The organism is Buttiauxella sp. B2 (assembly GCF_006376615.1).
Classification (GTDB): Bacteria; Pseudomonadota; Gammaproteobacteria; order Enterobacterales; family Enterobacteriaceae; genus Buttiauxella.
Genome location: NZ_VEXQ01000001.1, coordinates 574989 through 593255, shown reverse-complemented (window position 1 = coordinate 593255; position 18267 = coordinate 574989). Strand labels below are relative to the sequence as shown.

At 54.2% G+C, this 18267-nt stretch carries 14 protein-coding genes; 10 read left to right on the top strand and 4 right to left on the bottom strand.

Annotated features, from left to right (window positions below):
• Window positions 1-8: 8 nt before the first annotated feature.
• Genes fliI through fliF form a run of 4 tightly spaced genes read right to left on the bottom strand, consistent with a single transcriptional unit; the run spans window position 9 to window position 4726 of the window.
• Window positions 9-1367: a flagellar protein export ATPase FliI gene (gene fliI / locus FH968_RS03000; protein ID WP_139877118.1), complete on the bottom strand. Its 1359-nt coding sequence runs from the start codon at window positions 1365-1367 to the stop codon at window positions 9-11.
• A complete protein-coding gene (fliH, locus tag FH968_RS02995) occupies window positions 1367-2068 on the bottom strand; it encodes a flagellar assembly protein FliH (RefSeq protein WP_139877116.1) in 702 nt (233 codons plus the stop codon). The genes fliI and fliH overlap by 1 nt, the downstream gene beginning before the upstream one ends.
• Window positions 2061-3053: a flagellar motor switch protein FliG gene (gene fliG, locus FH968_RS02990; protein ID WP_115628001.1), complete on the bottom strand. Its 993-nt coding sequence runs from the start codon at window positions 3051-3053 to the stop codon at window positions 2061-2063. Before fliG ends, fliH begins: the two co-directional genes overlap by 8 nt.
• Entirely contained in the window at window positions 3050-4726 is a 1677-nt protein-coding gene (gene fliF, locus FH968_RS02985; protein WP_139877113.1) for a flagellar basal-body MS-ring/collar protein FliF, read from the bottom strand. The genes fliG and fliF overlap by 4 nt, the downstream gene beginning before the upstream one ends.
• Before the next feature lie 229 nt (window positions 4727-4955).
• On the opposite strand from fliF, the gene fliE reads away from it, so the two are divergent.
• The 10 genes from fliE to FH968_RS02935 all read left to right on the top strand — a co-directional run bounded on the left by fliE (window position 4956) and on the right by FH968_RS02935 (window position 18265).
• Window positions 4956-5267, top strand: coding sequence for a flagellar hook-basal body complex protein FliE (fliE, locus tag FH968_RS02980; RefSeq protein WP_139877109.1), 312 nt, complete (start codon window positions 4956-4958; stop codon window positions 5265-5267).
• 360 nt (window positions 5268-5627) lie between these two features.
• Window positions 5628-5888, top strand: a complete 261-nt coding sequence (locus FH968_RS24140; protein WP_139877275.1) for an IS3 family transposase — start codon at window positions 5628-5630, stop codon at window positions 5886-5888.
• 739 nt (window positions 5889-6627) lie between these two features.
• Entirely contained in the window at window positions 6628-7122 is a 495-nt protein-coding gene (tssB, locus tag FH968_RS02970) for a type VI secretion system contractile sheath small subunit (RefSeq protein WP_139877106.1), read from the top strand.
• Window positions 7123-7158: 36 nt separating this feature from the next.
• On the top strand, window positions 7159-8703 hold the full coding sequence (gene tssC / locus FH968_RS02965) for a type VI secretion system contractile sheath large subunit (protein WP_139877104.1): 1545 nt from the start codon (window positions 7159-7161) through the stop codon (window positions 8701-8703).
• A gap of 10 nt (window positions 8704-8713) precedes the next feature.
• Complete coding sequence (tssK, locus tag FH968_RS02960; protein WP_139877102.1) at window positions 8714-10063, top strand: type VI secretion system baseplate subunit TssK; 1350 nt, start codon at window positions 8714-8716, stop codon at window positions 10061-10063.
• The gene (gene tssL, locus FH968_RS02955; protein ID WP_139877100.1) at window positions 10057-10770 is read left to right on the top strand and encodes a type VI secretion system protein TssL, short form; all 714 of its coding nucleotides are present in this window, start codon (window positions 10057-10059) and stop codon (window positions 10768-10770) included. Before tssK ends, tssL begins: the two co-directional genes overlap by 7 nt.
• Window positions 10770-12452, top strand: coding sequence for an OmpA family protein (locus tag FH968_RS02950; protein WP_139877097.1), 1683 nt, complete (start codon window positions 10770-10772; stop codon window positions 12450-12452). The genes tssL and FH968_RS02950 overlap by 1 nt, the downstream gene beginning before the upstream one ends.
• A gap of 3 nt (window positions 12453-12455) precedes the next feature.
• Window positions 12456-12947, top strand: coding sequence for an Hcp family type VI secretion system effector (locus FH968_RS02945; RefSeq protein WP_139877095.1), 492 nt, complete (start codon window positions 12456-12458; stop codon window positions 12945-12947).
• Window positions 12948-13227: 280 nt separating this feature from the next.
• Entirely contained in the window at window positions 13228-15912 is a 2685-nt protein-coding gene (gene tssH, locus FH968_RS02940) for a type VI secretion system ATPase TssH (protein WP_139877092.1), read from the top strand.
• A complete protein-coding gene (locus tag FH968_RS02935; RefSeq protein WP_139877089.1) occupies window positions 15905-18265 on the top strand; it encodes a type VI secretion system Vgr family protein in 2361 nt (786 codons plus the stop codon). The genes tssH and FH968_RS02935 overlap by 8 nt, the downstream gene beginning before the upstream one ends.
• The last annotated feature ends 2 nt before the right edge of the window (window positions 18266-18267 follow it).

Genomic DNA, 18267 nt, shown 5'->3' with positions numbered 1-18267 from the left:
TCCCCTTATCAAACCGTCGGGAAAATAATCTCCAGAGACTGACAAGCTTCTTCCCAGCCGCTGCGTTCAAAAATCCCTTGTTGTAAAAAAGCTTCCAGTTGCGGCCACAGCACAATGGCTTTGTCGAGTTGCGGGTCGCTGCCTTTGGCATACGCACCGACGTTAACTAAGTCTCGGTTGCGCTGGAAACTGGATAGCAGTTGTTTGAAATGACGTACGCGTGCGTAATGCTGGTCGGTAATCAGTGACGTCATTGCGCGGCTTATCGATGCTTCAATATCGATAGCAGGGTAGTGGCCGGCTTCCGCCAGGCGGCGCGACAGCACGATATGACCGTCAAGAATGGCGCGTGCCGAGTCGGCAATCGGATCTTGTTGATCGTCCCCTTCGGTCAGAACGGTATAAAACGCAGTAATCGAACCACCGCCAGAAATACCGTTACCTGCACGCTCGACCAACGCCGGAAGTTTGGCAAACACGGAAGGTGGATAGCCTTTGGTTGCCGGAGGTTCACCAATCGCCAGCGCGATTTCACGCTGTGCCATCGCGTAACGGGTGAGGGAGTCCATAATCAGTAACACATGCTGACCGCGGTCACGGAAATCTTCGGCAATACGCGTCGCGTAGGCAGCACCCTGCATACGCAGCAACGGTGAAACATCCGCAGGTGCGGCGATGACCACTGAACGGGCGCGGCCTTCAGGGCCAAGAATATTCTCGATAAAGTCTTTTACTTCACGCCCACGCTCGCCGATTAATCCCACCACAATCACATCAGCCTGGGTATAACGCGCCATCATGCCGAGCAGCACACTTTTACCCACGCCAGAACCGGCAAACAGGCCCATACGTTGCCCGCGACCGACGGTGAGCAGCGCATTGATTGGCCGCACGCCGACATCCAGAACATGTTCGATTGGGGTACGTTGCAAAGGGTTGAAAGGTGCTGCACCCAACGCACCAAGTGTGGTGGTTTCAGGCGCAGGCAGGCTGTCGAGCGGACGTCCGCTCCCGTCAAGTACACGGCCAAGCAACGCCGGGCCGAGCGGCAATTGTTTCCCACTGTGTAAGCCGCTTTCGCTGCTCGCACGGGCGTAAACGCGTGCTCCGGGCAAAATGCCTTCCACTTCTTCAAGCGGCATCAGAAACAGTCTTTGACCATTAAAACCAACGACTTCGCACTCAATGTCGCGGGAGTGTTGCTCGATAATACAGGTTGCGCCCAAGGGTAGTTGCAGGCCGGTAGCTTCCAGCACCAGACCGGTTGCACGAGTCAGGCGACCATAGCGGCGCACCGTCGGCAGTTGCGACATACGCGCTTCGAAACTGTCCAGCGTGTTGAGCCAGCGCGTCAGACGGGCGGTCATTACAATACTCCAGGGGCTGCGAGGCGGCAGAGTTCTTGCCAGCGGGTTGCCACACTGGCGTCGAGATCACCTTCATCAGCGGAAACTTTACAGCCGCCCTGGTGCAGACTCGGATCACCACGCAGCCGCCAACCATGCAGACTAAGTGTTGCACCCAACATCTCTTCGACGCGCTGTAAATCATCCGGGTGTACACGCAATTGTGGCTTGCCACTGAACAGCGGTTCCTGTTGCAAAAGCGCTTGAATCTGAGTAATCAAGGCTTTGTTATCAATGCCTTTGGTTTCGCCAATCACCTGGCGAGCCGCTTCCAGTGCCATTTGCATCAAGCGAGAAGCAATAACGCTATCGAGTGCATCGAGCGTGTACTGGAATTCGCTGACCAATTGTTGCATACGCGCATGCACTGGGGCTTGTTGCTGTTTAGCTTCAGTAAGTCCTTGTTCTAAACCTTGCTGAAAACCCGTTTTACGGCCTTCTTCTGTTCCGGACAAGTGGCCCGCCGCGTAACCTAACTGATGGCCCTGTTCATGCGCCTGAATCTGCATTTGGGCTAGCTGTTGCTGCAAATCCGGCTCACTTTCTTGCGGATGCTCAGCCTCCTCTGCATCAAAATCTGACTGGAACAGCGGTTCGAAGGCCTGCGAGGGCGGATCCAGAGAGTCTGGCGTCCAGACTTTCCACGGCAGCGAGTTAGACATAAGTATCCTCGCTGGTGCCAATTACCATCTCGCCGGTTTCTGCCAGGCGACGGACGATAAGCAAAATCGCTTTCTGTTCGTTCTCCACCTGTGACAGGCGTACTGGGCCACGATTGGAGAGGTCGTCGCGCAGGATATCTGCTGCACGTTGCGACATGTTGCGCAGGAACTTCTCGCGTAGCGGCTGTTCGGCACCTTTGAGGGCGATAAGCAACGATTCGGATTCCACTTCCTGCAACAGGCGCTGGATGCTGCGGTCGTCGACTTCGACCAGATTTTCGAACAGGAACATCTCGTCGATGATTTTTTGTGCCAGCTCGCCGTCGAAGTCGCGTACTGCGGAGATAACCGCTTCTTCCTGCTGAGTTTTCATCAGGTTGATGATTTCCGCCGCCGTTCTCACACCGCCCATCTTGCTGCGTTTGAGGTTCTGACCATCAAGCAGGTTGTTGAGTACTTCGGTCAATTCGGCCAGCGCTGCAGGCTGAACGCCGCCGAAGGTGGCGATACGCAACATCACATCGTGGCGCAAACGTTCGTCGAACAGAGCCAGAATATCGGCCGCCTGGCCACGTTTGAGGTGAACCAAAATGGTGGCGATGATTTGTGGGTGCTCGTCGCGGATAAGGTCGGCGGCACTTTGCGGTTCCATAAAGTTGAGTGTTTCCATGCCCGACGTGGTTTCACGGGTTTCCAGAATATCTTCCAACAGGCTCGATGCACGCTCTTCGCCCAGCGCTTTGATAAGCACTGAACGCAGGTAATCGTTGGCGTTAATCGACAACGCGGCGTATTGCTCGGCTTCTTGCTCGAACTCGGCCAACACTTCCGTCAGCTGTTTGTTGGAAATCTGGCGAATGCTGGCCATTGCCGCACTGAGATGCTGGACTTCACGCGGGCTGAGATGCTTAAACACCTCAGCGGCACGGTCTTCACCAATGGTCATCAACAGAATTGCGCTTTTCTCTGTTCCGCTAATACTCATAGTTCGTTACTCATCCATTGGCGTATAACCAGCGCAACCACGCGCGGATCGTTATCAGACATCTCGCGAATACGTTGGCTCATCACTTCAGCACTGAGGCGCTGGTTCATTTTGCGCTGCTGTTGCTGTTCGTCTTTGGTCAGGCGTACAGAAACCGCGTCTTCCTCTTCCACGCGTTGGCGTTGTGCCTCAATTTCGGCTTGTTGCACCACTTCTTTACGTTGCACCAGCGGGCGAACCACTTTGCGCCACAGTAGCCAGGCAACAATCAACACCACCAACCAACGGCCTGCCGACATCAGCATTTCGAAGAAGGCTTGTTGCTTCCAGAATGGCAACTCGTTGCTGGTTTCTTCGGTGGCGCTAAATGGCGAATTCACTACGTTGAGCGTATCGCCGCGTTTGTCGGAATAGCCCATGGCTTCGCGCGTCAGATTTTCAATTTGCTTCATCTGATCGGTGGTCAACGGCAACGGTTTGCCATCGGTTTGGCGGTAGTTCACGACGACCGCGACGGACAGGCGTTGAACATCGCCAACGTTGAGCTTGGTATGAAGAATGGTGCGGTCGACTTCGTAGTTGGTGGTTTCGTCGCGCTGGGTATTGCTCGAACCTGTCTGGCCTGACGTTGAAGCAGCTTGATTTTGTTGTGGCGCGTTAGCCTGGTTATTTTGTGGCGGTGTCGAAATCGGTGCGCTATTAGCCGGGGCTGGTTGGTTTGATAGCGCACCCGGCACGCCGCCTGGGTTACGTCCATTCACTTGCTCACTTTGGTTTAACTGGCGTGAACGCACGGCCGACTGGGAAGGATCGCTGTTCGGGCGATACTGCTCTTCTGTTTTTTCTTTATTCGCGAAATCAATCTGAGCAGTCACCTGCGCGTGGACATTACCGCTGCCGACGATTGGCGCAAGGATAGATTCAATTCGGCGCTGGAAGCGGTTTTCGACATCCATTGCGTACTTGAGTTGCGCATCGTTAAGGTCACGACCTGCAGTATTGGACTGCGTGAGGAGATGCCCACCTTGATCGACTAACGTCACGTTGCCCGGTGGTAACCCGGCAACAGCACTGGAAACCATATGGACTACAGCACTGATTTGGCCTTCATCTAATGCGCGACCAGGTTCAAGGCTAAGCGTAACGGAAGCAGAAGGGGATTTTTGTTCGCGGACAAATAAAGAAGGTTTTGGCATCGCGAGATGCACACGCGCAGTTTTTACCGGACCGAGCGTTTCGATGGTACGTGCGAGTTCACCTTCCAATGCACGCTGGTAATTTATTTGCTCACTAAACTGGCTGATACCGAATTTTTCCTGGTCCAGCAGCTCAAAGCCCACCGCACCACCTTTCGGTAGCCCTTGCTGAGCGAGGCGCAGACGCAGGTCATAGACTTTATCTGCGGGCACTTCAATCGCGCTGCCGTTATCCGAGAATCGATACGGCACATTCATTTGGGTTAACTGCGTGACGATGGCACCACCGTCTTGATCGGCCAGATTGCTGTAAAGCACTTTGTAATCAGGCGTTTTGGCCCACAGCACCAGTGCGACAATAATGGCGATAGCCGCAGCACCGGCGATCATCAGCGGGATTTTAGGATTTGCACGAATGCGGCTCAGCCACTCCTGGGTTTTGTTTTGTGGCGTTTGTGCCTGGGCCGCAGCGGTCATTGAGCACCTCGCTGCGTGGCATAGACAACATATTTAATAGAAAGAGTGAACAAAACGAGCTCCCGGGTCGACAACCACAACAAAAGTTCCACATAGATGGCAACGTCATTATTTTCTTTCTCAAAATTTTTGATGGCTGAATTAACTCTATTTATTGACGCTATTTACCGCCTTTATCCTATTGACAAGGTGGTAATCTTGCCGCGTTAAAATTCACTGGGGCAGGGAAATGGCAATTCAGGGTATCGAAGGTGTACTTCAGCAGTTGCAGGCAACCGCGTTGTCGGCGGGAAATTCGGTTCAAAATAACGAGCCTAAAGTTAGCTTTGCCGGTGAGTTGCAGGCCGCACTTGGGCGTATCAGCGAAACACAAACTGCAGCTCGAACTCAGGCTGAAAATTTTGCTATCGGCAAGCCAGGTGTTGCGCTCAATGATGTGATGGTCGATCTGCAAAAATCTTCGGTTTCTTTGCAGATGGGTATCCAGGTGCGAAACAAGCTGGTGTCAGCGTATCAGGAAGTGATGAACATGCAGGTGTAGTGATTTAAGCTATTTGATATTTATAGAGGTTATTATCAAATTGCTTTTGTGTGGGGCATGTAAGAGACAAGCGACGATAATTTCTGGTTCAAACTAAGTTTTCTCCATTTAGATCTCATGGGATATGAAGGCATAACTTCCCGCATTGCAAACCTACTCTCGTGTAATTGTCTAATTATTCCGGGCACTTTGTTAGAGATATAATGAGCAATACTAACGAGGTGAGAATGCGAAGAAAACGTTTACCCATAAGCTCAAACAGGAATGTTTCAATCTGGTTAATCAGCATAATAATCCGGTGACCCAAGCTGCTGAAACAATAAATATTGGACGTTCAACCTTACAGCGTTAGCTACGGCAATATCGTGGGGGGGATCCGCCAATAGCCAGTGCTATAACACCGGAACAACGGCGGCTAAGCATATTCATGCTGAAATAGATGCCACATACGGCAGTCGGCGCATGTGTATGGTGTTAAGGGAACAGGACTTCAGCGCAGGCAGATACCGCGTTCGCCAGATAATAAAATCACTGCTACTGGTTGCTAAACGTCCCGGGCATTATCGGCCAGTAAACATATCGCCAGATAAGTATGAACGCCGACTACAGCAAGGTGCTTAAATCAGTGTCCGGTTATTAGTTGTCCGTTACAAAGGGATGCAGTACACCCTGGAAGTGAAGGCTATATGGTAATACTCAACGCTTGTGTCACGCAGCCAAACGATACTGGTGGGATAACCATTTTCAAAATGACACAACTGCTGAAAAACACCCGCACTGAACTCATAACCTTAAATTGAAACTACCAGCTAAGCCACTCAGACATAATCACCTAAGATACAGATCGCAACTCTCTGATGTAATTAGAGCAAGAGATATCTCAGGTATCTCTTCAAAACCAAAATGACAGGACTGACTGCACAATTGTTATGATTTTTTTTTAGTTTTTACCCGTTGAAATAATGATATATCCATATTTTTTTGTGTAAATAATATTTCAGTGTCCAAATTAGTATTTAGGTTCAATGTTGTTAACAACCCCGCCACCACTGGTTTTATTGATGATTTCTTTATTTTCATTGATCTACATCAATAAAAGATCATATCTAAAACATAAAACCAACATTTTCTTTACCAACAGCAGAATCCCCCTTCATTTATGTAAAAGACAGTCAACGCAGCGTTAAAATGTTGCCTTTGCGACAAACTTAAATGTAACAGGCAGCAGAATATTCTTAGGAATTTTTCTGTTTTGGACTTTTGATCTGTTAAGTTGATCTATGGTAGTTATTTGCTCTATTATCGCTTTGTAAAGAAACCTCGTGGAAGTCATCACGATTGTTCAATCAAAGGGAATTTTATGGCTGACTCAACCTTCCAGTCCGAAGTACCTCGGGCCCGTGTAAACATTAAACTTGATCTGCATGTCGGATCAGCTCAGAAGAAAGTGGAGCTGCCCTTAAAGTTGTTGGCAGTAGGGGATTTCAGTAATGGCAAAGAATCCCGCCCGCTGTCAGAAAGAAATAAGATAAACATTAATAAAAATAATTTTAATAGCGTCATTTCCGAACTGAATCCTGAAGTCTCCCTGGCTGTAAAAAACACCATAGCGGGCGACGGTTCTGAAGAGAGTGTTAACCTGAGCTTCTCAGATATTAAAGATTTCGAACCTGAACACGTCGCCCGTCAAATCCCCCAGCTCCGCGCCATGCTCTCCATGCGAAATTTACTTCGCGACCTCAAGTCCAATCTTCTGGATAACGTGACCTTCCGAAAAGAGCTGGAAAAAATCCTCAAAGACCCAGACCTGACTCAGGAATTGCGCGATGAATTAAGTGCCCTTGCCCCTGAATAAGGGCAGAGCGTGTCTTTTAATGGATTCACAGAGAGAATGCTGATGTCTGTACAAAATTCGACTGCTTCCACCGGCGAAACTCTCGTCCGGGAAAGTTCCGCTAGTGGGGTCTACGCCTCGCTGTTTGAAAAAATCAACCTGACCCCGGTGAGTTCACTGGGCGAGCTTTCGGAATACCAGAACGACGCCATCATGGCCGATACGTCGACTGATGAGCGTGTCACTGCCGCGATAAAGGTGTTTATGCAGGTGATTGGCAATTCAAACCAGAAGGTCGAGAAGCTGGATAAATCGCTGCTCGATATGCATATCGCCGAGCTGGACCGACAGATTAGCCGCCAGCTGGATGAAGTCATGCACCACCCTGAATTTCAAAAAATGGAATCTTTATGGCGTGGGCTGAAACATACCGTTGACCTGACCGACTTCCGCCAGAATGTGAAAATTGAAATCCTGGATGTGTCAAAAGAAGATCTGCGCCAGGACTTTGAGGACAGCCCGGAAATTATCCAGAGCGGTTTGTATGCCCACACGTATATTGCAGAATATGACACTCCGGGCGGCGAGCCGATTGGCGCGGTGATTTCCAGCTATGAGTTTGACGCCTCTCCGCAGGACGTCGCGCTGCTGCGTAATATCTCCAAAGTGTCGGCTTCTGCACATATGCCGTTTATCGGTTCTGTTGGCCCAAAATTTTTCCATAAAGAATCGATGGAAGATGTGGCGGCCATCAAAGATATCGGCAACTACTTTGACCGTGCAGAATACATCAAATGGAAGAGCTTCCGCGATACTGATGATTCCCGCTATATCGGTCTGACCATGCCACGAGTGCTGGGACGCCTGCCGTATGGCCCGGACACTGTACCGGTACGCAGTTTCAACTACGTGGAAGAAGTCAAAGGTCCGGATCACGATAAGTACCTCTGGACCAACGCCTCATTCGCGTTTGCCGCCAACATGGTGAAAAGCTTTATTAACAATGGCTGGTGTGTGCAAATCCGTGGCCCACAGGCGGGTGGTGCTGTTAAAGACCTGCCTATCCACCTGTATGACCTCGGTACCGGCAACCAGGTGAAAATTCCGAGTGAGGTGATGATCCCGGAAACCCGCGAGTTTGAGTTCGCCAATCTGGGCTTTATCCCGTTGTCCTACTACAAAAACCGCGATTACTCCTGCTTCTTCTCGGCGAACTCAGCCCAGAAACCGGCGCTGTATGACACCACAGATGCGACGGCCAACAGCCGCATCAATGCCCGTCTGCCGTACATCTTCCTGCTATCACGTATTGCCCACTACCTGAAGCTTATCCAGCGTGAAAACATCGGCACCACCAAAGACCGTCGTCTGCTGGAGCTGGAGCTGAACACCTGGGTGCGTGGCCTTGTCACCGAGATGACCGATCCGGGCGATGACCTGCAAGCTTCTCATCCACTGCGCGATGCTAAAGTGACCGTCGAAGACATCGAGGACAACCCGGGCTTCTTCCGCGTCAAACTCTATGCGGTACCCCATTTCCAGGTCGAAGGGATGGATGTGAATCTGTCGCTGGTTTCGCAAATGCCGAAAGCTAAGGCATAAACAGAAAACGATGAAAATTTATCGTCCACTGTGGAACGAGGGGGCGCTTCTGTCTCCTCAGCAGTTCCAGCAGCAGTCAGAATGGGAATCTTTTCGAAGTGCCGGTCTCTCGGCACTGGCATCCCCCTTCCCGTGGGGCGTGGAGAAGGTTGAGTTTGATGAAAACCTGTTGTCTTCCGGGCTGATTCAGGTCTCAAATCTGCGACTCTGGCTTTCAGACGGCTCCCTGATTGATACCCAAAGCAGCGAATTGTCGCCAGAGCCTCGTGAACTTGACCCCGCTCACCTTGCGGGTCTGGATATGATCACGGTGGTCATCGCGCTGCCACTGATGCAGCCCGGTGTGGTCAACGTTCAGCAGGGCACCACAGTGTCTTCCCGACCGTTACGCTACCGGGAAGAGTGGGTCACGGTTCAGGATGCTTTTGGGGCGGAAGAAGAAGACATGGCCGTTGCCCGATTCAACTTTGCCGTCCGCTTTGCGCATGAAAGTAACGAGGCCTGGACCACCTGCCCGGTGGCCCGTCTTATCCGCGACGGGCAGGGGGGATGGCGTCATGATCCGGCGTTCATCCCTCCTGTAGCGCTCTTTTCTGCAAGCCCTACACTGCGCGAACGTCTGGTGTTGCTGAACCGCCAGTTGCGCTCCCGCCGCCTGCGTCTGATGTCCATGCGCCGTGAGAGTAACGAACGTCTTGCTGATTTTGCGGTGGCGGATGTGTCGCTGTTCTGGTTACTGAATGCGCTGAACTCTCATGCCCGCGTGTTAACCGAATATGAACGTTTCCCGGCCCGACATCCTGAACAGGTGTGGGCAGAACTCGCCCGTCTTGCCGGCAGCATGCTGACCTTTGCGCTGGACAGTGACCTGGATGCCATCCCCGGCTATGACCATGCAGAGCCTGCAAACACCTTTCCACCCTTGTTTGAGCTGATCACCGGTTTGCTGGAAGCCAGCCTGCCGTCGCGGGTGATTGCGCTGGAAATGTCGCGTCCAGACGGACAAACCTGGAAAGCCTCTCTGCACGATATCCGTTTGCGTGAAGAAGCCGACCTGTATCTCTCGGTGCGTTCAGACATTCCGGCGTGGCAGATTGCCGATAAATTTCCGGCGCTTTGCCAGGCGGGTTCACCTGATGATGTGAAAGAAATCTACGGTGCAGCCCTTAAAGGGATCCCACTGATCGCGGTCAGTCGGGTCCCGGCTGCATTACCAGTGCGCATGGAAAACCAGTACTTCGCACTGGACATGGAAAGCACGGCGGCCCGGGAAATGCAGGACCAGGGGGTGTGTATGTTCTATGTCCCTGAATTGCTCGGTGCGCTTGAACTTGAACTGTTTGCGGTGCTGCGATCATGAAAGATATCGATATCGACCAACTGATGACGGACACCTGGCTGACCGTCACGATGCTGAAACAAGGTGCCACGACGCCCGATGGAACGGCGCTGTACGACACCTGCTGTCAACAGATTGAAAGTGTGCGTGAGGCGCTAGCGCGGGCCGGATATGACGATTCCAGTATTGCGCATATCTCTTATGCCCAGTGTGCCCTGCTCGATGAAGCAGTCATGAATCGCAAGCCCCAGGTTGCAGTGGCAGGCGAGGTCGCGTCGGGGAACTCGGGTGAGAAGAGGGAAACAGACGAAGGGCAGATTGCCTGGCGTAAAGCCCCGCTTCAGGCCCGTTACTTTGGCTCCCTGCATGCCGGGGAAGCATTGTGGGACCGTATTGCTGAAGTCCTGCGTCAGCCTGCGCCGGTTGATGCCGTACTGATCTGCTACCACCGGGTTATTGCGCTGGGTTTTCAGGGGTTATACAGCGTCAAAACGGTTAGCCAGTCTCAACGTGATGAGGTGGTCAAAGCGTTGTCTGAACGTGTTTCTCCACCGGATGCTGGCCTGTCTCTGGTGGTTCATCGTACCGGTAAGCATCGCTACAGCCTGGCGCGTTCCGTGTGGTTCTGGGTTGTGCTGGCGGCTGTTATCACCGGCGCTGTCTGGTGGGGTGGGCATCTCTGGCTTCAGGCACTGTTGTCAACGCACATACCGGAGTTGCCACGCTAATGCGCAATTCCGTTATCGGGTCCATTATTCTGCACGTTCTGGTCAGTGCCGCCGCGCTGTTGTGGTTGCTGTGGTATTTCATCCCTGTGGGGCCTGTACTCAAAGGGATGGTCACTGTTCTGGTGGTGGCACTGGCCGCCTGGCTGACATGGAAAAGCTGCCGACGCCAGGATTCCGGCGCTGAAAAGGGGGCACAGTCCTTCGCTGAGTTACCTCCACCTGACACGCAGGGGCCGATAGTGCTGGTCTGCGGGGATGGTCTGGACGCGTTATTTCAGGATCAGACACTGCGCAAAACAGCCCAGGGCTGCTGGCTCCGGGTAGGGGATGTAGCCCGACTCCCGGAGGTTGTCCGCCAGATCCTGGCACAACAACCCCGCCAGACAGGTCAGCTGTCGGTGATGTACATCTGTCTGCCTGACCAGCACCGGGATGAAGCAGTTTTACGCGAATCACTTAAGGTGTTGCGTCAGCAGATCCGACAGACCAGTACGCTGACCGGGTTTACCCTGCCGGTGGTGCTGAGTTGTAAACTCTCCGGCCCCGTCACCCCCTGGGTGGTAGTGCGTGGAGACAAGCCCGTCGTTTCTCCTGCCGACGAGGCACCTGTGGCCTTTGTGGACTGGCAGCAGACGGGAGAGAACCTGTTAACACTCCCGCTACTCAGCCAGGCTTACGCCTTCATTCGCGCCACGCTGCTCGATGAACTGGAGAAAGCTGACCGATTAAACCCGCCTGTTCATCCGTTTGCTGTGGCATTAAGAACCGGTGCGGCATCCGGAGAAGACGCCTCCGTCTGGTCACACTGGCTGTACCGGCGCACGTGCCTGCAATTGCCTCCGGCATCTGAGCGTCAGGAGATGAACCCACGTTTCCCTGATGCGGTGCTGCCGTTATTGTCACCCTTTGCCTCGCCCGTTCAGGGCGGGCAGCGTACCCGTTGTGTGTTGCTTTTACTGTGGCTGTGTGCGCTGGCCGCGCTGGGCTTCTCTGCTTTGAATAACGCAGCGCTTATCCGGCAAGTATCGGCTGATTTACAGCGCTGGGCCGCCATTCCGATGACCCATTACGCCCCCAAAGCGCATTCTCTAGCGGACCTGAAACAGGATGCATTGTTGCTGGAGCGCTGGCAGCGGCAGGGGGAACCCCTCAAGTTGAGTCTGGGTTATTACCCCGGACAGCGGCTGTGGCTGGTGTTGCAACAGGCTGTCGACACGTATGTGCCTGAGCCGCCACCCAAACCTGTGCCGGTACCGAAAATTGTGCGTCTCGACAGCATGTCGCTGTTTGATTCCGGTAAAGCGGCACTGAAAGACGGTTCGACCAAAGTACTGGTCAACGCGCTGGTGGGCATCAAGGCTAAACCAGGCTGGCTGATTGTCGTCAGCGGTCACACCGATAACACCGGCAGCGCCCTGCTTAATCAGACGCTTTCCCTGCAACGTGCCGGTTCGGTACGTGACTGGATGCGGGACACCGGCGATGTGCCAGAAAGTTGTTTTGCGGTACAGGGATACGGAGACAGTCGCCCGATTGCTTCAAACGATACGCCGGATGGACGTGCGCATAACCGTCGTGTCGAAATCAGTCTGGTACCGCAGGCAGATGCCTGTCGTCTGCCAGACATAAAAACTGCGTCATCGGAACTCAGTGGCGTATCAACTCAAGAAATGGAGAAGTAAAACATGGCAATCCCAGTTTATCTGTGGCTGAAAGACGATGGTGGTGCGGATATCAAAGGTTCTGTTGACGTTAAAGACCGCGAAGGCAGCATCGAAGTTGTGGCTCAGGAACACAACCTGTATATCCCGACCGACAACAACACCGGCAAGCTGACGGGCACCCGTATTCACACCCCGTTTCTGTTTACCAAAGAAATCGACTCAGCCAGCCCGTATCTTTACAAGGCAGTTTCTACAGGTCAGACCCTGAAATCTGCCGAGTTCAAATGGTACAAAATCAACGATGCAGGCCAGGAGGTTGAGTATTTCAATACCAAGCTTGAGAACGTGAAGCTGGTGAAAGTGAACCCGGAAATGTACGACATCAAAGACCCGTCAAAAGAGAAGCACAATCACCTCGAGCGCATTGAACTGCGCTACGAAAAAATCACCTGGACCTATAAAGACGGCAACATCATTCATTCCGATTCCTGGAACGAACGTACTACCGCGTAAGTTACTCGTCATATTTCGCGCTGCAGATGCGTTGGCTACGTTCGCTCACCCCGGTCACATAGTTATCTATGCTCCCAGGGATTCGTTCACTTGCCGCCTGCCTGCAACACGAATTATTTAGGGTAACAACCCAACGGGCAAAGCATCGCCCGTATTTTCTTCCGTCCAAAGTGGATGACTACAAAAGTGACTCTGCCCCTCTGACCTCATGCGCTTCGGTTGACAGCGATGGGCGGTAGCGTGTCCTGAACCTGAATACATCCGTAAAGAGAGAAGAAATATGGAAAGTCAGTCTGCCGTACTGCTACGCCGCTTAAATCAATACTGTGCGAGAGCCCTTGAAGGCGCGGCTTCGCTGTGCCAGACACGGGCCCATGCCGAAATCACCCCTGAGCACTGGCTGTTAAAGTTGCTGGAGCAGGGGGAAGGAGATTTGACCGTACTGGCCCGTCGGTATGAGTGGGATATGGATGCGATATGGCAGGCATTGATCAGCTGGCTCGACGGGCAACCCCGTTCGGTCCGCAGTCGGCCGGAACTCTCAGCGTCACTTCAGTCACTGCTTAAACAGGCCTGGCTGGCTGCGTCGTTGTCTGGCGACGAGCAGATCCGCAGCCATCATCTGCTCATTGCCATGGTGGAAACCCCAGCCCTGGTCAGCTGTGACGGACTGTGGCCGCTGTTGACCCTGACGACCAGCCAGCTGGAAAGACTGCGTCCGCTGCTGGATGCACAGTCCGATGAGCGCCCGGACAATCAAATCCATGAGCCCATCGGCAATGTCACCTTTATGGGTCGCGCAGCCGATACGAATAAAACCTCCGGTGCTGCTGGTCAACAACATGACTCTCAGCAGCCTTCAGAAAATGAAGCCATTCTGAACCGTTTCACGGTCGATGTGACGGCCCGCGCCCGCGAAAACAAGATTGACCCGGTGTTTGGCCGCGACAATGAAATTCGCCAGATGGTCGACATTCTCTCCAGGCGTCGTAAAAACAACCCGATCCTGGTCGGTGAGCCGGGTGTCGGCAAAACAGCACTGGTCGAAGGGCTGGCGCTGCGTATTGCGCACGGCAATGTGCCGGAAAGCCTGCAACCGGTGGTGGTCCGAACGCTCGATTTGGGTCTGCTCCAGGCCGGTGCAGGCGTGAAAGGTGAGTTTGAACAACGCCTGAAAAATATTATTGAAGCGGTACAACAATCCCCGGTGCCGGTGCTGCTGTTTATCGACGAAGCACACACCATTATCGGGGCGGGCAATCAGGCGGGAGGAGCGGATGCGGCGAACCTGCTCAAACCGGCGCTGGCGCGTGGCGAACTGCGCACGATTGCGGCCACCACCTGGAGTGAATACAAACAGTATTTTGAAAAAGATGCCGCACTTGAGCGTCGTTTCCAGATGGTGAAGGTGGACGAGCCGGATGACGATACCGCCTGCCTGATGCTCCGGGGCCTGAAATCCCGTTATGCCGAACACCACGGCGTACATATCACCGGCGACGCCGTTCGTGCAGCCGTCACGCTTTCCCGTCGCTACCTGACCGGCCGTCAGTTGCCGGACAAAGCCGTGGATTTGCTGGACACCGCAGCGGCCCGGGTGCGCATGAGCCTGGACACCCTCCCGGAACAGCTGACCCGTTTGCAGGCTGAATTAACGTCGCTTGCGATGGAGCAGCAGGAGCTGCTGGAAGACATCAGCCTGGGCAACCGGGTGGATGCGACCCGCCTGCCGGAGATTGAGCGTCTGACCCTCGAGCTTAATGACCAGCAGACCACGCTTCAGGCGCAGTTTGAGACTGAAAAGCAGCTGACGGAAAAACTGAAAGACTGCCGCAGCGACATCAGCCGCCAGGAAGAGCTGGCCGCCATTCAGGACGAACTGGCGCAGGCACAGAATAACAGCCCGCTGCTGGGACTGGATGTGGATGTGCGCACCGTCGCAACGGTGATTGCCGACTGGACGGGCGTACCGCTCTCGTCGCTGATGAAAGATGAGCAAACCGACCTGCTGACGCTGGAAGACCAGCTGGAAAAACGCGTGGTCGGCCAGCCTCCGGCACTGAATGCCATTGCCCAACGTTTACGGGCATCAAAAACCGGCCTGACGCCGGAAAATGGTCCGCAGGGAGTCTTCCTGCTGGTCGGTCCGAGCGGTGTGGGTAAAACCGAAACCGCGCTGGCGCTGGCGGATGTGCTGTATGGCGGTGAGAAGGCGCTCATCACCATCAACCTGTCTGAATACCAGGAGCCGCATACCGTTTCCCAGCTGAAGGGTTCACCCCCGGGCTACGTCGGCTACGGCCAGGGCGGGATTCTCACCGAAGCAGTGCGCAAGCGCCCGTACAGCGTGGTCCTGCTCGACGAAGTGGAAAAGGCCCACCGTGACGTGATGAACCTGTTCTACCAGGTCTTTGACCGGGGCTTTATGCGTGACGGGGAAGGGCGTGAAATTGATTTTCGCAACACCGTGATCCTGATGACGTCGAATCTCGGCAGCGACCCGCTGATGCAGCTGATTGATGAACAGCCTGAGGCGACAGAAGGCGATTTGCACGAGCTGCTGCGCCCGATACTGCGTGACCATTTCCAGCCTGCCTTACTGGCCCGCTTCCAGACGGTGATTTATCGCCCACTGGCGCAGGAGGCGATGCGCACCATCGTCGGCATGAAACTTTCGGCGGTCAGCCAGCGGCTGATGCGTCACTACGGCATCAGGACCACGGTCGGTGACAGCCTGTATGAAGCACTGACGTCCGCCTGCCTGTTACCGGATACCGGTGCCCGCAACGTCGACAGTCTGTTGAACCAGCAAATCCTGCCGGTCCTCAGCCAGCAGTTACTCCGTCGTATGGCCGCACAACAAAAGCCGTCGACCCTTCTGCTGAGCTGGGATGACGAGGATGGCATTGTGCTGGCGTTTGATGAGCAATGCGATGAACAAACAGAGGTGAATATCCATGAGTGAGTTATCCATCATCAACAGCGCGACAAACCTGGTGAAGCAACTGCTGGGCCAGTCACGCTATCGGGTCGACGTTCACGAGTGCGACCACTTTCTGGACGTGCTGAGCTTTCACGCGCAAGAGTCGCTGAGTCAACCCTGGAAATATAACGTCCAGCTGACCTGCACCACGCAGGATATCAACTGCGATGCGCTGTTGTTGAAGCCTGCCTCATTCACCCTCCAGACCCCGATGTTTACCGGCGCACCCGCCGTGCCGGTGCGCACCGTTTTTGGCGTGGTGCAGTCTTTTCGCCGTATTTCCACCTCAAAAGACGAAGCCCGTTATGCGCTGACGCTGGTCCCGCGTATCGCACTACTGGCGCACACGAAGAACAGCGAGATATTTCTGAATCAGTCCGTCACCGAAGTGGTGGAGCAGGTGCTGCGCAAGCACGGGCTGGAAGGCCCGGATTTTGAGTTCCGCCTGTCACGTGAGTACCCGGCGCGTGAGCTCATCACCCAGTGGCGGGAAACCGACCTGGAATTTGTCCAGCGGCTGCTGGCCGAGGTCGGGATATTCTGGCGCTTTGAGATGGACAGCCGTCTTGAGCAGGACGTGGTGATATTCCAGGACACCCAGGAACAGTACCAGTTTGGTGTCACCCTGCCGTTGCGTAATGAGGCCGGGATGAGTGACAGCGGACAGGAAAGCATCTGGGGTATTCAGACCGCCTACAATGTGGTGAGCGCAAGTGTTGCCACCCGCGACTATAACTACCGCCAGGCACTGACACCGCAGGACAGCTCAGAGAGTATCAGCGGTAAAGAGGGCATCACCACCGGTGAAACCTACCACTACGCCGAGCCGTTCCTGAGCGAAGGAGATACCGACAGTACCGAAACCGGCGCGTACTTTGCACGTCTACGTCACGAGCGCATTCTGAATACGCAATACACCGTCAGCGGCCGTTCCACGAGCCCGCAACTGGCTCCCGGACAGGTGCTGGAAACAGACGGAACGCTGCCTGATGCCGTGAAAGACGGCATTGTTATCACAACGGTCCACAGTAGCGGTTCACGTAAAGGCAGCTTCCTGCTGGATTTTGAGGGTATTCCCTACAGCGAAACGGTCTGCTTCCGACCGGCACTGATGAATCGCCCGTTGATATCCGGTTCGCTGCCTGCCCGGGTGGAAAGCACCCAGAAAGGGGACACCTACGCCTGGCTGGATGACCAGGGTCGCTATCGCGTGAAGCTCGACGTTGACCGCAACAGCCCCGAGCAGGGCTACGCCTACCTGTGGCTGCGCATGGCGAAACCCTACGCCGGTGATACCTACGGACTCCATGCCCCGCTGCTCGATGGCACTGAAGTTTCTGTGGTGTTTGACAGCGGGGACCCGGACCGCCCGTATATCGCCTATGCCCAGCACGATTCCGAACATCCGGACCACGTTACCAGCGACAACCACTCGCGCAACATCTGGCGCACTCCGGCCAATAATAAGTTGCGGATGGAGGATAAACGCCAGGAAGAGCACATCAAGCTCGCCACGGAATACGGCAAGAGCCAGCTGAACATGGGCCACCTGGTCAATGGCCAGCGGGAACAGCGCGGTGCCGGTTTTGAGCTGCGGACGGATGAGTTTGGCGCGGTTCGTGCTGGGAAAGGACTGTTCCTGACAGCAGATGAACAGCCGAAAGCGCAGGGCCCGGTGCTGGAAATGACGCCTGCGGTTAACCAGATAAACCAGGCCAACAGCCAGATGCAACAGCTGAACAGTGCAGCAGAAGCGGCCCAGGCGTTAACGTCTGATATCAGCACTCAGGTGGATCTGGTGACGCAGCGTATTAAAAATCTTCAGTCTGCTGTCCTGCTGGCGAGCGCCCCGCAGGGGGTGGCGCTGACTTCTGGTGAACATCTTCAGATGAGCAGTACCCGGAACACGATGATCAATGCCGGTCAGCACCTGGACATGGGTGCGATGAAAAACCTGTCTATTACAGTTGGGAAGGCGCTGGGGCTGTTTGTGCATAAAGACGGGGCGAAACTGGTCGCCAACCAGGGGGATGTGGAGATTCAGGCGCAGCACAACACCATGGCACTCTTTGCTGAGCAGCAGGTCACTATCACCAGCAGCGACGATGAAATCATTATCAGTACACCGAAAACGCTGACGCTGAACGGCGGCGGCTCGTATCTGAAACTTAGCCAGAACGGGATAGAGCACGGATCGGCCGGGGATTACATCGTGAAGACCGCAAACTATCTGGTACCGGGTGCGGGCAGCAACCTGCCGCTGAATACGCCGGACTTTCCAAAGACCGACATCACGGTGAAAACCATGAACTCCGCCAAAAACGCCTGCGAATAACA

What these genes read in the sequence shown, in the direction of transcription:
- FH968_RS02935 (WP_139877089.1), top strand. Translation starts at nt 15,905, where the DNA reads ATGAGTGAGTTATCCATCATCAACAGCGCGACAAACCTGGTGAAGCAA.
- tssB (WP_139877106.1), top strand. Translation starts at nt 6,628, where the DNA reads ATGGCTGACTCAACCTTCCAGTCCGAAGTACCTCGGGCCCGTGTAAAC.
- tssC (WP_139877104.1), top strand. Translation starts at nt 7,159, where the DNA reads ATGCTGATGTCTGTACAAAATTCGACTGCTTCCACCGGCGAAACTCTC.
- FH968_RS02945 (WP_139877095.1), top strand. Translation starts at nt 12,456, where the DNA reads ATGGCAATCCCAGTTTATCTGTGGCTGAAAGACGATGGTGGTGCGGAT.
- tssH (WP_139877092.1), top strand. Translation starts at nt 13,228, where the DNA reads ATGGAAAGTCAGTCTGCCGTACTGCTACGCCGCTTAAATCAATACTGT.
- FH968_RS02950 (WP_139877097.1), top strand. Translation starts at nt 10,770, where the DNA reads ATGCGCAATTCCGTTATCGGGTCCATTATTCTGCACGTTCTGGTCAGT.
- fliF (WP_139877113.1), bottom strand. Translation starts at nt 4,726, where the DNA reads ATGACCGCTGCGGCCCAGGCACAAACGCCACAAAACAAAACCCAGGAG.
- fliI (WP_139877118.1), bottom strand. Translation starts at nt 1,367, where the DNA reads ATGACCGCCCGTCTGACGCGCTGGCTCAACACGCTGGACAGTTTCGAA.
- tssK (WP_139877102.1), top strand. Translation starts at nt 8,714, where the DNA reads ATGAAAATTTATCGTCCACTGTGGAACGAGGGGGCGCTTCTGTCTCCT.
- fliG (WP_115628001.1), bottom strand. Translation starts at nt 3,053, where the DNA reads ATGAGTATTAGCGGAACAGAGAAAAGCGCAATTCTGTTGATGACCATT.
- fliE (WP_139877109.1), top strand. Translation starts at nt 4,956, where the DNA reads ATGGCAATTCAGGGTATCGAAGGTGTACTTCAGCAGTTGCAGGCAACC.
- fliH (WP_139877116.1), bottom strand. Translation starts at nt 2,068, where the DNA reads ATGTCTAACTCGCTGCCGTGGAAAGTCTGGACGCCAGACTCTCTGGAT.